The sequence below is a fragment of the Nostoc sp. 'Peltigera membranacea cyanobiont' 210A genome (assembly GCF_002246015.1).
In the GTDB taxonomy this organism is placed as follows: domain Bacteria; phylum Cyanobacteriota; class Cyanobacteriia; order Cyanobacteriales; family Nostocaceae; genus Nostoc.
Genome location: NZ_NOLJ01000005.1, coordinates 177,134 through 192,132, shown reverse-complemented (window position 1 = coordinate 192,132; position 14,999 = coordinate 177,134). Strand labels below are relative to the sequence as shown.

At 39.8% G+C, this 14,999-nt stretch carries 11 protein-coding genes and 1 pseudogene; 4 read left to right on the top strand and 8 right to left on the bottom strand.

Annotated features, from left to right (window positions below):
- The first annotated feature begins 24 nt into the window (after positions 1-24).
- From CDG76_RS16985 to CDG76_RS16975, 3 genes are all read left to right on the top strand, one after another.
- Entirely contained in the window at positions 25-408 is a 384-nt protein-coding gene (locus tag CDG76_RS16985; RefSeq protein WP_094350155.1) for a hypothetical protein, read from the top strand.
- A gap of 195 nt (positions 409-603) precedes the next feature.
- Complete coding sequence (locus CDG76_RS16980) at positions 604-1,413, top strand: hypothetical protein (protein ID WP_094350154.1); 810 nt, start codon at positions 604-606, stop codon at positions 1,411-1,413.
- A gap of 33 nt (positions 1,414-1,446) precedes the next feature.
- Positions 1,447-4,071, top strand: coding sequence for a carboxypeptidase-like regulatory domain-containing protein (locus CDG76_RS16975; RefSeq protein ID WP_094350153.1), 2,625 nt, complete (start codon positions 1,447-1,449; stop codon positions 4,069-4,071).
- 152 nt (positions 4,072-4,223) lie between these two features.
- On the opposite strand, the pseudogene CDG76_RS16970 reads toward CDG76_RS16975, so the two are convergent.
- A pseudogene (locus CDG76_RS16970) lies at positions 4,224-5,672 on the bottom strand (PhoX family protein); the annotation flags it as partial.
- Between the two features lie 250 nt (positions 5,673-5,922).
- Between CDG76_RS16970 and CDG76_RS16965 the strand changes: the two are divergent.
- The gene (locus CDG76_RS16965) at positions 5,923-6,888 is read left to right on the top strand and encodes a glycosyltransferase family 2 protein (protein WP_094350152.1); all 966 of its coding nucleotides are present in this window, start codon (positions 5,923-5,925) and stop codon (positions 6,886-6,888) included.
- A gap of 60 nt (positions 6,889-6,948) precedes the next feature.
- Here CDG76_RS16965 and CDG76_RS16960 read toward each other — a convergent pair whose 3' ends face one another.
- The 7 genes from CDG76_RS16960 to CDG76_RS16935 all read right to left on the bottom strand — a co-directional run bounded on the left by CDG76_RS16960 (position 6,949) and on the right by CDG76_RS16935 (position 14,950).
- On the bottom strand, positions 6,949-7,278 hold the full coding sequence (locus CDG76_RS16960; RefSeq protein ID WP_094350151.1) for a hypothetical protein: 330 nt from the start codon (positions 7,276-7,278) through the stop codon (positions 6,949-6,951).
- 346 nt (positions 7,279-7,624) lie between these two features.
- Positions 7,625-10,150, bottom strand: coding sequence for an ATP-dependent DNA helicase RecG (recG, locus tag CDG76_RS16955; protein WP_094350150.1), 2,526 nt, complete (start codon positions 10,148-10,150; stop codon positions 7,625-7,627).
- A gap of 177 nt (positions 10,151-10,327) precedes the next feature.
- Positions 10,328-11,200: a hypothetical protein gene (locus CDG76_RS16950; protein WP_094350149.1), complete on the bottom strand. Its 873-nt coding sequence runs from the start codon at positions 11,198-11,200 to the stop codon at positions 10,328-10,330.
- A gap of 234 nt (positions 11,201-11,434) precedes the next feature.
- Positions 11,435-12,379 (bottom strand): translation elongation factor Ts, encoded by a 945-nt coding sequence (tsf, locus tag CDG76_RS16945; protein WP_094350148.1) that lies wholly within the window; start codon positions 12,377-12,379, stop codon positions 11,435-11,437.
- 261 nt (positions 12,380-12,640) lie between these two features.
- Positions 12,641-13,435 carry a 30S ribosomal protein S2 gene (rpsB, locus tag CDG76_RS16940; protein ID WP_094350513.1) on the bottom strand — a complete coding sequence of 265 codons (795 nt, stop codon included), beginning with the start codon at positions 13,433-13,435 and terminating at the stop codon, positions 12,641-12,643.
- A 242-nt stretch (positions 13,436-13,677) separates the two neighbouring features.
- On the bottom strand, positions 13,678-13,845 hold the full coding sequence (locus tag CDG76_RS37370; RefSeq protein ID WP_190240876.1) for a hypothetical protein: 168 nt from the start codon (positions 13,843-13,845) through the stop codon (positions 13,678-13,680).
- A 343-nt stretch (positions 13,846-14,188) separates the two neighbouring features.
- Entirely contained in the window at positions 14,189-14,950 is a 762-nt protein-coding gene (locus CDG76_RS16935; protein WP_094350147.1) for a Uma2 family endonuclease, read from the bottom strand.
- Positions 14,951-14,999 lie beyond the last annotated feature (49 nt).

Here is a 14,999-nt window from a genome sequence, read left to right as displayed (position 1 = left end):
TTCAATATACATATTTCTTAATTCTTGGTTGATTATCCCACAAAGCTTATATTAAGGATAGGTCTATTAGCTACAACAGATATAGAAAACGGTACAGGTACAGTAGGCTCTGTAAGTATTAACTGTGGAGGTACTGGTCAAGTTGGTATTAGTGCTACTTCCTATACTGCTCCTGTTGGCGCAGGTATTACCGATACTGCGACAGCTTTGCTCGATGCTGGAACATTCATTGCACAGCGCAATACCAGTACATCAGGCAATTACGGCAATGGTGTTACAACTACTAATGTAGCTTTTAATGCCACAGCCAAAACATACAGTGTTGTAGCTGCTCTTCGTAACAATTCTGCTCCTTTGCCAGTTGGTGCTTACACTCTCAAAGCTACTGTAAATGTCACAGCACAATAGACATCTCCGGTAAATCATGTAGGTTGGGTTAAGCGACAGCGAAACCTAACAAAGTTCCGAAAATGTTAGGTTTCCTTCGGTCAACCCAACCTACTTAGACTGAAAAATAATGTAGAGACGTTCCATGTAACATCTCTACAAGGCTATGAAACGTCATATATATAGTAAATTTTTAATTTTTAGGAAACAAAAAGAATGTGGAAATATAAATCTGCTATTTTGCAAATTATTACTGGGGTAACTGTAGGTTTATTAGCATACCCCCAACTGGCACAAGCACAATTGCAGGTTGGTCCAATGGTAATTGAAAAAAAGACAGAACAAGGACAAGCAAGAGGAATAATTGAAATCAAGAATCTTGGTAATGATGTTTTTCGAGGCAGAATTAATGTTGTTCCCTTCACTTATAATCAAGATGGTTTTGAAGAACTAAAATCTAGTCCTCAAGATTTAACTCCATTTTTAACCATTTCTCCCCGTGAGTTTGTGGTTCAACCAGGACAAACCCGGCAAATTCGATTATTTGCAGTTTTTTTGCCAAGTATGCCAGAAGGTGAATATCGAGCCGCAGTTTTTACAGAAGATTTAAAAGAAATTGAATCAACACAAAAGCAATCAAGTATTGGAATAGAAGCACGTGTTGGAGTTTCTTTGTATGTGCGTCATGGTAAAGTTACTCCTAATTTAACTATCGAAAATAGCAGTTATGATGTTAAGAATAAAAGAATTATTTTATTGGTAAAAAATAGCGGTAATGCAACCGGCTTTCCCGAAGGAACTTGGACTCTCTCCAATGGGCAAGGTAAAATAGCTAATGATAGATTTACAGCTTATACTGTCATTGCTCAAGGTAAACGTAATATTGTCATCAATGTTCCCCAAGAAAAAACTCCTTTAGCACCAGGAGATTATCAACTTCAGGGGGAATTAATTCTGGATCAAAATAAGCTACCTTTTAATCTCAAACTTAATGTTCCTGTAGAAAATGCCGCTGTTAAAAAATAGCCTCTTTCTGGAGCTATTTGTTTAGATATTTCCATGATTTTTACTGATGTTCCTGTTATTAATCAGCCTACAATTGTACTTGCTGATGTTTCTCAATTGCCACCAGTTGAACAAAATCCCAAATTCAAGATTTTTGCTGTTGGTATTAATGTAGGAGAACGTCGAAATGTCATAGATTCTGCCTTGGTGCGGGGTTTAGAAGATGGCAGTCAAGCGATTGATTTTGATAATTGGTTAATGCCCTTTAACGATGTTATTAAAGCCTTAAAATTCACCGTTAAAACCTTAGATGATGGACAATTAGAATTGCGTAATGTCGGTTTAGTCACGCGAATTAACCCCAAAAATTTAACAACAGATTCCCAATTAGGATTAGTTTTATCTATTGCAGATATTAAAAAACTGTTCGGAATTTCCGCAGAATTTGATATTGCCCAATATGCCATTAATTTTAAACCACCGTGGAATAATATATCTTCCCAAAATCAAATTAGACAAACAGAATTACCTGTAATATTAGATGGACTTCCGAAAATTAAGCCTTCTCCTTTCACTTTTTCTAGTATTGGACAACAAATTAATATTACAGGATCATCAACACAATCCTCAAATAATATTAATACACAAGGTACTCTTTCGGCGGTAGGAACGATATTTGATGGTAGTTGGTTTCTGCAAACAAATCAATCTGATTTTACCGATAGTCGCACCTGGAAATTATCGGAAATTCAATATTTGCGTCAAACTAAATATAATGATTTAGTAATAGGAAAACAACCTACATTTTGGCAAAGTCAAGGAAATGGAGATTATTTCGGCTTGACTACAGTTAAACGCTTTGGATTTAATTCCGAAAAACAATTTAGTGGAGGATTTAATCCATCTCAAAGCTTACAAGGAGGGGGAGTTCAGCGGAGTATTTTAGGTAAAGCAGAACCGGGAACATTAGTACGTTTAACTCAGGGTTTTCAAGACAATGTAATTGCAGAAATATTAGTTAATTCATCTGGTATTTATCGGTTTGAAAATTTACCAATTACAACATCTATCGGTGGTAATTATCGAGTTTTATTATATCCTCAAGGACAACTTACTGCTCAACCAAAGATTGAAGAAGCTAGGTTTTTAAATTTACCAGGACAATTAACTAAAGGTACATCAGCATTGATTTTTTCTGCTGGTACAAATAGAGAATATACTAATAATAATTTTCTAGGTAATTTTAACAATTTTAAAATAGGAATTGGCTATCGTTTAGGAGTTACAGAAGATTTAACTTTAGGCACAGGGTTGATTTATGATCAGTCTTTTTTACAATTAGCAGAATTATTTTATCAACCTGCTAAGATACCTATACAAATGAGAGTATCTTCTTTATTTGGTCAAAAAAATAAAGCTTTTGATTATAATGCCAATATTAATTATCAGCCATCTTCTAGTTTAAATATTAATTTAAATAGTGATATGTTATCACAAAGATTTCAAGTAAATTCAACAATTTTTCCGGGATTAAATATTAGTTTTAGTGGTGACAATCAAAAGGATAGCATTGCTGGAGGTTTTAGTTATTCTCAAAGTAGTCGTAATTTTTATAGTTTTATTAGTGCAGATATAGATACTAAAAATAACTGGCGTTGGAATTTAAATTCTAGTTGGCATAATTTACAATTATCTCATCTTGCTAATGAAATCAGTAGCACTTCTGAACTCAGATATAATTTTTCTGGATTTGGTTCTAATAATGGACATTCTTTAACAGTGGGTTATGATACAAACAATTCTAATAATCATCAAGATGAACTATTAAAATTTGGTTGGAACTATAAATCTAAAACACAAACCTATGATTATCGTTATCTGTGGCAATTTAACTTAGGTTATGGCATTGGTTCTAGAGGTAGCGGTATAATTATATCAGCTTCGACAGGAATCATTCCTGGATTAAGATTCAGTGGGATATATGAAGACATATCTTTATTATCTGATAATTCTCGGTTTCGGATTGAAATATCTCCTAGTATAAATCTCGCACCATATTTAGGTTTAGGAGATTCTCAATTTGATAATTTGCGAAGTCAAGGGGGAATTTTTATTCAGCCATTTTTAGATATTAATAATAATGGCAAATTAGATAAAAACGAAAAAATTTATACTCAATATTTAGACCTTTTATTAAAATTAAATAATCAGCAAATTAGGGCATTTAGTAATTCTTTACCTGATATTCATGGGAATGGTATTTTTCTCAAAGTTCCACCGGGTGATTATCGGCTTGATTTAGATCCTGCGGGATATCCTCTGAATAATAAACCTGTTAATGATGCTTATGCTATTCATGTAGTAGCAGGTGGTTATACTCCCGTTATTATTCCTTTTATTCAGTCTTATACTGTAGCTGGTAAAGTGACAAATCAAAAAGGTGAAGCTGTTGTTGGTGCGAGGGTAGAAGCAATTAATAGTAAAACTGGCAAAGTTTTCTTTTCTATTACCAATGGTGCAGGTATTTTCTATATAGAAGAACTACCACAAGGTCATTATGATTTTAAAATTTATGGAAAACCAGCGCAACCTTCCACACTAGAAATTACCCCTAATTCTCAATCATTAATTGAGATGAATTTACAATTAAATCCTGATACTCAAATAGATAAAAAATAAGATGATCTTATTTTGTATTCACACCCCTTTTGTTATATTATTTTCATGAGGCCATAGGTCGAAAAAGAAGAAGGAGTGCAGGGAGCAGAGGGAGAACTTTCCCATCCGCTCCCTGCCCAAACGAAAGCATCTCACTTTTTCGCATCGCTCCCTGCTTTTGCTTCGTTAGTGCGATCGCATTTAAATGTACCACCATCTTTGGTTTCACCTGCAACCCCATTACGTCTCGGTAATGGTAAAAGACCTTCTTTTTGTACCTTCTGCAACGCAGCAAATTCTACAGAAGATAGAACTGTCGGTGTAATTGGATTGGTAGCAGTAGTTAAAAGTAACGGTATCCATTTACCTGTACCGTCTGGATTGTAACGGGCAACATATAAAGTTCCGTTTTCCCATAAACTACTGTTAGTTTTACTGGTGGGTGAAGAAATAGTGTTTGCACTGACAAATTTCCAAGTGTGTCCCCCCCGTCTGTCATCACCCAAGTAAGCAACCAATTTTTTGCCTTTTTCAATACGCAGGGCAACATTTTCATGGCGAAAACGACCCAAGGAAGTGTGTTTGCGGGGGCGGAATTTCGGATTTTTGGGGTCAATTTATACAATCCAGCCGTATTTTTCGCCAACTAAACCAAAAGTCTTGCCGATAGTTTTGTCTGTATAATCTGTCTGAGTACCATTAGCTTTGACTCCTTCTGTAAAGCTATTTTGGAAGTTCTCTTCCGCAGATAAAATCGTTCCCCAAGGAGTTTTACCACCAGAACAGTTGAAGGCAGTACCAATAATTTTGTTGCCCAACTCATCAGAGGAGAGATTAAAAACTTGGCTTGCAGCTGGGCCAGTTCCGATTAAATAATTTTTGTCACCTTTTTGATGATTGCGACTTCCCCAAGCTGTGATACTTTTGTAGTCATCATTGCGTTGGCTATTGATTCCTAACCCAGATAGACCATGAAGGCGGCGATTTTTGGCATCTTTGACTACAGCAAAACGTTTACTTGTATTTTGGCGAGAGATGCGGACGATTGAACCGCCTTGATTATATAAAAATTCACCTTCAACTTCAATATTTCTGCTGGAGGGTAAAGCCCAACCAATTACCTTTTCAAATGCGTCGGGCAGTCCTTTCAGGTCAGATGAATCTTCTACTACTAAACTAGAAAATGGAAAACTAACGTATTCATGATTCACCCATAAATACCCGACATCATTAGTTTTACCAAGGGGAATAAACCCAGTGAAATCGTTGTTGTAGCCGAAATAATCATCTTTGTTAGGAAAGACGCGATCGCCCCAACTGACAATTACATAACGTTCGTACTCTGGCGGCACTACCACATCATCAATAACGTTGTAACTACTTAACTTAATATCCGCAGATACATTAACTACTTCTCCCCGATCAATTCCTGTTGGCAAGAAATTTTTCTGTTGTTGATAAATTGCTAGGGGATGTGGTAGGCGTACAGGTGTAAAGCTGATACTGGGCATTTTTGCATCTGCCCCACTAGCAAAACCATTTAGAAGTTTGTCTCCCAAAATAACAGCACCAGCACTGCCAGCAAAAAATATTAAAAGTTCTCTCCGACTTAATTTAGACATCAAACTTTCCTCTGTGTGACAGAAAAAATTAGTAGAAATAAACTCTAATTTCTGAAAATTTACTGTATTTGAAATACCTAATAAGTTTTTAATAAAGGGATGTTTATTTTATTACTTACTCTATTTGACAATGATTAAGCTGAGGTTATAAGTTAATTAACTAAAAATTATCACCTCTTACTATTTCCTTAGCCAAATCAAGTAAGGAACAGTGTCAGCGCCCCATCTGTCCTATCCTGGAGATGGATAAATCAATACTGTTGTGGGTGAGACTGTGTTTTTCAGCGTTGTGATACCGACTTATAATCGCCAACCGATTTTAGAAAAGTGCCTCCGCGCCTTGGAGTTGCAGGAGTTAAGTCAGCCAAGTTCAGTTACTGGTTACGAGATTGTCTTGGTAGATGATGGTTCTACTGATGGCACGTTGGAGTGGTTAGCAGCACACAAAGAAGAGTTTCCCCATGTGCGCTGGTTTCAGCAAGATCATGCTGGCCCAGCTGCGGCTCGGAATTTGGGGGTAGAGAAGGCGCAGGGAGACACAATTATCTTTATTGATAGTGATTTAGTAGTGCTGAAGAATTTTCTGCAAGCTCATGCTGACGCACTAGTGCAGGGTCAAGAGAAATTGGGGAGCGATCGCTTTTTCACTTACGGTGCAGTTATTAATACTTGCAATTTCAACAATCCAACGGCTGAACCCTACAAAGTCACTGATTTTTCAGCAGCTTTTTTTGCTACGGGAAATGTAGCAATTTCCAAACATTGGTTAGATAAAGCGGGACTTTTTGACACTAGTTTTCAACTCTATGGCTGGGAAGATTTAGAGTTAGGCGTGCGGCTGAAAAAACTAGGTTTAACACTAATTAAATGTCCAGAAGCCGTAGGATATCACTGGCATCCAGCATTTAACTTAGAGCAAATTCCCCGATTGATTGACCAAGAAATTCAACGCGGACGTATGGGAGTTTTGTTTTATCAAAAGCATCCCACATGGGAAGTGCGAATGATGATCCAAATGACTTGGCTGCATCGCTTACTTTGGGGGATTTTGTCACTCAATGGTGCGTTAAATGAACGGACAATGGCTCCGTTATTGCAATGGCTAATTAATTTAGGTAAACCGCAATTAGCTTTAGAGATTGCCCGAATTTTCCTCAATTGGTATAACGTGAAGGGTGTCTATGAAGCGTATGCTAAAATGCAGCAACCATCGTGATTGAAAATAGAGAATAGGTGATAGGGAACAGGGAATCAGACAAAACGCATCTTATTTCTTTTATCTATTATTCCTATTCATTATTTCTTTGATTGCCTTAGAAGTTATAAGGGTAATGAAGCTATAAATACAACCTAAAATGAAACCAAATATTATTGGCCCAGTTTCGTAAGTTTCACTGTTACAAAATTGTTGAGGTTTTAGACAATTCAAAAAAGCATCAAGTATCGCTCCAACAGGAAAACATATTCCTCCTAATAAAATTGCAAGCCACTTGAAATTTATAAAATTAACAAGAAGTATAGGAGTAATAAAAATTATAAATAAAAATATAATGTCTAATAATGGTTCTACAGCAAGAAGATAATTAATAAAATTTGTAATCTTCATTTTTTAATTCTTTTATTTTTTATCCGCTGATAGATATTAATATATATTTTCTATAAAAAGCAGACCCAGGGCCAACGCATCTTAATATTGATGAGCCTGAATCAGAGTGAAATATATCAAAAACCTAATCAAATAGGGCTTTGAGGCAATTGAATCTAGGATTTATGGTAATGAGAATCATTATAGAGTGTGAATTAGAGGCAGCCGACGGCTGCCTCTAATTCACACTCGTCAATATTTAGATGTGTTTGCCCTGGACAGGGAATAGAGAAAGTATTTCTTGAAACATAAGACTATTTATCGGGATTTAATAAGTACCCGCATAGATAATATTCACCAAGATATATTATGTCAAAATCGCTCCACCCATTAACCGCTCATACCGATACTTCAACTCTTCTTTCATCAAATACCAACGCTCTAAAGTAACATCCATTTCTATTATTTTCTCCGCAGCTTGCCGCGCTAAAAGTAAAACTTCCTCATCGTCAACCAAACTCGCTAAGGTAAAATCTGGTACTCCAGATTGACGAGTTCCCAGTACTTGTCCTGGCCCACGAAAACGCATATCCATCTCGGAAATAAAAAAACCATCCTGAGATTGCTCCAACACTTTCAATCGTTGTTGAGCATCAGGACTTCTGGAACTACTCATCAACAAACAGTAAGATTGAGCCGCGCCACGACCAACACGCCCCCGCAGTTGGTGCAGTTGCGATAAACCAAATCGCTCCGCATTTTCAATGAGCATTACTGTAGCGTTAGGTACGTCTACACCAACCTCAACAACGGTAGTAGAAACCAAAACCTGCGTTTGGTTATCACGGAATTTGGTAATAGATTCGTCCTTTTCGGCTGAACTCATACGACCGTGTAGCAGCCCGACTTGAAAATCGGGAAAAATACTTTCTTGTAACTTTTGATGCTCGTCAACAGCCGATCGCAAATCTAATTTTTCTGATTCTTCCACTAATGGCAAAACCACATAAACTTGTCTACCTTGGACAATTTCTCTGCGGATGAGATCATAAGCATGGTTGCGTTGCTGACCTGACAATACCGTTGTCTGAATCTTTTGCCGTCCCGGTGGTAACTCATCAATTTGACTCACATCCAAATCCCCGTGTATCGTCAGTGCTAAGGTTCGGGGAATCGGGGTAGCAGTCATAGTTAACACATGAGGTTGATTGCCTTTTTGCTGCAAACGTGCCCGTTGTTCTACCCCAAAGCGATGCTGTTCATCTATGACTACTAACCCTAGTTGTTGGAAGTTTACAGGGTCTTGAATCAACGCATGAGTTCCCACTAACAGAGGTAATTCACCAGTTCCTAACTGAGAGTGTATTTGTCTTCGTTTAGCCGCTTTAGTCGAACCTGTAAGTAATTCCACTGGTAAATGCAAGAGGTTAAACCAACCAACTAACTTGCGATAATGTTGTTCTGCCAAAACTTCTGTAGGAGCCATCAGCGCCGCTTGGTAGCCAGATTGAATTGCTGCAAGGATAGCCAGCACAGCAACAACTGTTTTACCAGAACCGACATCACCTTGCACCAAACGATTCATTGGCACAGATTTTTGCAAGTCGTTGAGAATATCGTTGAGAACTCGTTGCTGTGCGCCAGTGAGTTGAAAAGGAAGTATTTCGTGGAATTTCTCTACAAGTTGACCGCGTGGGACAAGAATGGCGCTGGTTTGAATCGCTCTTGCTTGCTGTTGACGTTGGAGTAACCCAAGTTGTAAGTAGAAAAATTCATCAAAGACTAGGCGACGACGGGCAACTTGCAGAGCGGCGCTATCGCTGGGAAAATGAATATTAGCGATCGCATCTTTTAATTCCATCAAACCATACTTCTGCCGCAAACCACTTGGCAAAGGGTCTTTCAGGTTAGCCGCAGCAGGCAAAGCAGCAATCACCGCCTGTCGCACTGTATTCGCCACCACGCCTTCAGTTAGTCCATAAATTGGTACTACCCGCCCAATATTTAGCGATTCAATCGTATCTCCTGGATTTGCCAAAACCTCTAGTTCTGGATTATCCAGTGTCAAGCCGTATTTACTTTCTTTCACCAACCCACACGCCGCCAGAATACTACCTACTGCATAACGGCGTTTTAAACTTTCTTGCCAAGCGCGACTGCTAAAGCGCGTACCTGCATAAAAACGGCCAATTTTGATTTGACCGCTGTTATCTTTTACTACCAATTCTAAAATTGATAATTTCTGATTTTTAGGGCTAGAAAAGCAGTTGCAACGCTTTACTGTAGCCACTATTGTCACCGTCTCACCCGCCTGTAACTCGCGGATATTCACCTGACGCGCATAATCAATATGGTCACGAGGATAGTAGAAAAGCAAGTCACGAACGGTATGTAAACCAAGCCGTGCCAAATTATCAGCTTTTTTAAAACCTATTTCAGGTAAATCACTGAGTTTTTGCTCAATTTTCGGTGCAAGTCTCCGACTCACTTCAGTAACAATTGGAGATTTTGGACTTCGGCTACGCTCAGTCGAACGATTTTGAGTTTTCGATTGATAAATTCTCCCTTGCTCCTCTGCTCCTCGGTCACTGAGCGTAGCCGAAGTGCTGCTCCCCTGCTCCTCTTGCTGTAATTGGGAAAGATACCTACGAGTCTCTGCGACTAAATGCTGCCTTTCTTCCTGTGCTAGATGTGGATAACTAGCAAATTGCACCGCTAATCCTTGCCAACGGCGGCGTTCAGTATGGGGTAGGCCTGTTGGGAATTTGCCCAAAGTTAGGCTCAGAAATTCACTGAAACGGTATTCTCTGCCCATCAAGTCTGTAAAGCCACGTTCAGCTTCTATTGCCAAGGCTTTGTGCAATCGTATCCAATCTGGTTTTTCATTAGTCATTGGTCATTGGTCATTGGTCATTAGTCATTGGTGAGCCAGTGCGGTCTTCTCCCAAAGGGAGAGGCTAGCGCCAAGGGGGTTTCCCCCATGAGCAACTGGCGTTAGCGCAGCGTTAGCGAGGCACGAGCGTCACCCGAAGGGTCATTGGTCATTGGTCATTTGACTCTGGACAAATGACTAATCCTCAAACCAACTAGCGCGCCATGCAGCTTCTGCTTCAGCGATCGCCTTTTCTTTATATCTCTTTTTATACTCTCTTCCTAGTTTATTTAGCTGAACTAAAATACTGCGGATTCGCTTGCGCTCTGAGGAAAGGGTCACATCAGCAAATTCAATTTCTCCTAGCCGCAGGTTAATAGCCATGATTTGAGTCAGTCCAGAATTTTCTGACTGTTGCTCATTTTCAATTTCAATTACTAAGTTTAATAAATTGGGTGGCCCTGGCATGACCTCAGCAGATGCTTCTGATGCTGCCGCAGCTGCTGCTAAAATCGGTTCTGGTAATTTTTTCGGTAATACTCCAGCTTTTTGTAATAAAAGATTAGCATCATGCGAAAGTTTTTTCAGTATCTCTTGCGCGACTTCTTCTAATTTCTGTTGCCATTTTGCCAGTTCTATAGGATCGGAGGTGTTGGCAGTGAGATATTGAGAATTAGAAGTGTTCAGAAATAGTGAAGATGAAGAGGGTGTTACTTCCTCATCAATCTCATCCACCTCATCCACTTCATCAATCTCATCAACCTCATCCACCTCATCTTCCGCTGATTCTTCACTTGTAAGATAAATCAGCAATTGTTCAGCAGCCAGTTGACCCAACTTGCGGATGGCTTGTTGCAGTTGTTGGCGCTGATTCAATGACAAATGCAAAAAGTTTTCGGGATACCCTTGGGTACAGAGATGGTAACTCGCGAGAATCAACTGTTTGCGTACAGCTAGCCCCAAGGTATTTAGATAACTAGCATAAGCGCTTTGTAATTCGATTGCGATCGCCCGGATCGCTTCTTGGAGTGCTGCAATATCCTGCTCAATTCGCTCGATTGCTCTTGCCATGTTTTTTCGCTCTTGCCCATCTGAACCATTACATAGTACAAATGTACAAATTTATTTTAGGATAACTTTCCAGAGAATTTTAGATTTTAAATTAAATGCGATATTTCACATCTTTTACTAAATAAAAGACAGGCCAAGCAAATAACCTGACCTGTTTTTTAAAGAGTCATTAGTGATTCGTCAATTGTCCTTGGTAAAGACTAATGATTAATGACCAATGACCAATGACTAATATTACTTAGTGCCCATTTGCGCAGCGACTTCATCAGCAAAGCTCATTTCTTGCTTTTCAATGCCTTCGCCCAGTATATAACGGACAAAGCGAGCCACTTGAATCTCTTCGCCTAATTGTGCCTTCACTTGCTTGATCAAGTCTTCCACGGAAATACTCTGATCGCGAATGTAAGGCTGATCGAGCAAAGTCAATTCTTTCAGGCGTTTTTCAATCCGTCCCTGAACAATCTTTTCTTTGATGTTTTCAGGCTTGTTCGCCAAATCATCCTTGCCCATTTCAATGTCTTTTTCCTTTTGGGCAATTTCGGCGGGGATTTGGTCTACGCTCACATACTCCACATTAGGACAAGCCGCGACTTGCATTGCAGTGTTCCGTGCCAAGGTTTGGAACTCTGGATTAGTAGCCACTGACTCAGTTTGGGAACCTAGTTCTACCAATACACCAACTCGACCGCCAGTGTGAATGTAGCTGTCTACTACGCCTTGTGTGCCTTCTGCTATTGCAAAATTAACAAAGCGGCGCACTTGGATGTTTTCACCAAGGGTAGCAATGGTTTGCTTGATGGATTCTTCTACAGTCGCACTTTCATTCTCAATATAGGGTTGAGCCAACAAAGACTCAACACTATCAGCTGTCGCTGCTTGCTTTGCTAGATTCTTAACTAAAGCTTTAAAAGCCTCGTTACGAGCAACAAAGTCGGTTTGGCAGTTGACTTCTATAAGTACACCCACTCGACCTTCGGGCTGAATGTAAGTGTCTACTAGACCTTCTGCCGCAATGCGATCGCTTTTTGCCCCCGCCTTAGAGATGCCCTTTTTCCGTAGCCAGTCTGCGGCTTCTTCTACGTTGCCTTCAGTCTCTATCAGCGCCTTTTTGCAGTCCATCATGCCAGCACCAGTTTTTTGGCGTAGCTCTTGGACGAGTTTTGCAGATATTTCCGCCATTTTGCCTCAATTCCTAACTTGACCTCGAGTTGTAATCACTCACCTAATTTAGTACTGAGTACTGAGTTTTGTTAGCGTTAGCGGGGCTTTAGCCCGTGCTGAGTTTTGAGTGTTCAGTTATCAATTTTATTCTTCATTGACAAATCACAACTTACAACTTCAAAAATTAAGACTCAGCACTATTCAATTTGCTGAGTCTTTCTATCTTACTCAGGACTTAGCACTCTTCACGGGCTAAACGCCCCGCTTCCGCTAACAGCACTATTGTTCTGTTTCCTCTTCGGGAATTACGGCATCAGTATATTCGGTTTCTTCATAGTCATCGTCATACTCACTACCGTCGTAATCTTCGTAATCATCTTCAGCATCCAGCTGACCGTGACGACCTTCATAAATGGCATCTGCCAATTTTCCAACTATCAGCTTAATTGACCTGATAGCATCGTCGTTTGCTGGGATGGGGATATCTACTACATCGGGGTCACAGTTTGTATCCAACATGGACACAATGGGAATACTCAGCTTTTGGCATTCTTGAACTGCGTTATATTCCCGACGTTGGTCTACAATTACCACGATATCGGGCACTTTCCGCATTGTTTTAATGCCGCCCAAGTATTTCTGAAGCTTCGTCATTTCCCGACGTAGCATTGATGCTTCTTTTTTCGGTAATAAATCTAGTGCGCCAGTTTCTTCACGGCGTTCTAAATCTTTCAGACGGTCAACCCGTGTTTTGATGGTTGCCCAGTTGGTCAACATTCCGCCCAACCAGCGTTGGTTAATGTAGTGGGAACCACAACGGCTAGCTTCTTGGGCAATAATTCCAGCTGCTTGACGCTTGGTGCCGACGAAAAGAAATTTCTTCCCTTGTTCTGCGTGCGATCGCATGTAATTGTAAGCATTATCCATCAACTGGGCAGTTTGCACCAAGTCGATGATATGCACACCATTGCGGGAAGTATAAATGTAGGGAGACATTTTTGGGTTCCAACGCCGGGTCTGATGCCCAAAGTGAACCCCTGACTCCATCATTTGAGCCAATGAAACTACTGGCATATAATTTTCAACTCCGATTCGGGTTAAACCTCCATCCAAGTGTATTTCCCAATCGGGAAACACCCGAATTCTTAGATGTGCGAGATTAGTTAACTCTACTAGGTTAACATAGACTGCTAACCCAATAGGGAGAGTTGTAGATTGATTATGTAGATTGAGGGCGAGAAAATAGGGCTACCCACTCAACAATCGGGCAACGCTATGCTTTTAGTGATGAAAATGTTGCTATTCTAACATCTCATCTACTCGCGGTCTTCTTGATCCCTGGGTTTGGGTTTTTGTCGCCGTTGTTCAATCTGATCGTCGATAGTTTCTCTCATTTTGCGATCGGCAGCGTCCATCGCAGAATACTTAAAGCGGTTGATTATGCCACTGAACAAGTTGCCAAAGAATCTTTCAATTTCTTGCATAATTTTATACCTCAGTATTTAAAGGTAAATTCTTGATTCTACATTGATCTTGGACTTTCTAATGGAAGTGGGAAATGAAACGCTAATCTGTACTTGAAGTATCTGTTAGTCTATTAGCGTATTTAAGTACTTAAAGGACTAGCGGTTTATTTATCCTTTAAACAGTTTTGCTTGAAAATGACTGTATAAAACAATATTCTCAATCAAATCAGTATTGTTGAGACTTATTAGATTGAAACGCTTTGGACGTTTATATATTGTATTCTGTCTAAGGTAATAAATGTGGCAAGGACACAGGTAACAAATTGTTTCCTTGGCCAATTCTTGGGCAGGGGTCTGTATGTTACTCAATAGTATCGGGGTCTACATTGAGCGATCGCAACCTTGCCTTTAACTGTTCTATCTGCAATTCTGCCTGTTCAGCTCGTTGGCGTTCCTGTTCAGCGCGTTGGCGTTCCTGTTGAGCTCGTTGGCGTTCCTGTTCTACTAGTTCTTCTGCTTGCTGTCTTGCTAAAACTTCCTGTCGTAAAGCCTGTACCAGTTCACCAGGGATCAGTAATTTTTCCCCTGTATCCTCTTGATAAAACCCAATTAGCCTTCCCTCAACCACCAAGCGTAGTTGTAACGGTTCACTACGTCCATCTTGTATCGGTTCGTAGATTTCTCCCCGCAGGCGATAGCCACGTAGCTGTTGTTCCACCCACTCGCCTTTAGGGTCAAATAGCCAGTATTCCTTGACGCCTAGCTGCTCATAAAGGGTCTTTTTGAAGATTTCGTCTTGTCCCTTAGTACCAAAGGATGTCATTTCAAAAATAACTGTCGGTACTTGACCCTCTTCCCAGATTTTATAGTTGTCTCGACCGCCAGGTGCAACATCAAAAATCACCATCACATCTGGGGCTACCCGCAATTTGGGAAAGCCCTGTGCATAGTAAAGAAATTGATTTGCCAATACTGTTGCCTGACGATTTGCCAGATACTGTTTCAGGACTTCTAAGGTAGTTAGTAAAGCATAAAGGTGGTCGTAGGTTTCTGCCACTGGTTGACCATCAGCACTAGGGTAGAATATTTCTGATTCGACATTAACAGGTACAGTAGCCGTCATGGTTATAAAATCAGTCCTACGAGATTATTGTAGAACAACTCTACTTCTG

Excerpts from the sequence above, each read along its gene's own strand:
- CDG76_RS16980 (WP_094350154.1), top strand. The coding sequence starts at position 604 with ATGTGGAAATATAAATCTGCTATTTTGCAAATTATTACTGGGGTAACT.
- CDG76_RS16975 (WP_094350153.1), top strand. The coding sequence starts at position 1,447 with ATGATTTTTACTGATGTTCCTGTTATTAATCAGCCTACAATTGTACTT.
- CDG76_RS16960 (WP_094350151.1), bottom strand. The coding sequence starts at position 7,278 with ATGAAGATTACAAATTTTATTAATTATCTTCTTGCTGTAGAACCATTA.
- recG (WP_094350150.1), bottom strand. The coding sequence starts at position 10,150 with ATGACTAATGAAAAACCAGATTGGATACGATTGCACAAAGCCTTGGCA.
- CDG76_RS16950 (WP_094350149.1), bottom strand. The coding sequence starts at position 11,200 with ATGGCAAGAGCAATCGAGCGAATTGAGCAGGATATTGCAGCACTCCAA.
- tsf (WP_094350148.1), bottom strand. The coding sequence starts at position 12,379 with ATGGCGGAAATATCTGCAAAACTCGTCCAAGAGCTACGCCAAAAAACT.
- rpsB (WP_094350513.1), bottom strand. The coding sequence starts at position 13,435 with ATGCCAGTAGTTTCATTGGCTCAAATGATGGAGTCAGGGGTTCACTTT.
- CDG76_RS37370 (WP_190240876.1), bottom strand. The coding sequence starts at position 13,845 with ATGCAAGAAATTGAAAGATTCTTTGGCAACTTGTTCAGTGGCATAATC.
- CDG76_RS16935 (WP_094350147.1), bottom strand. The coding sequence starts at position 14,950 with ATGACGGCTACTGTACCTGTTAATGTCGAATCAGAAATATTCTACCCT.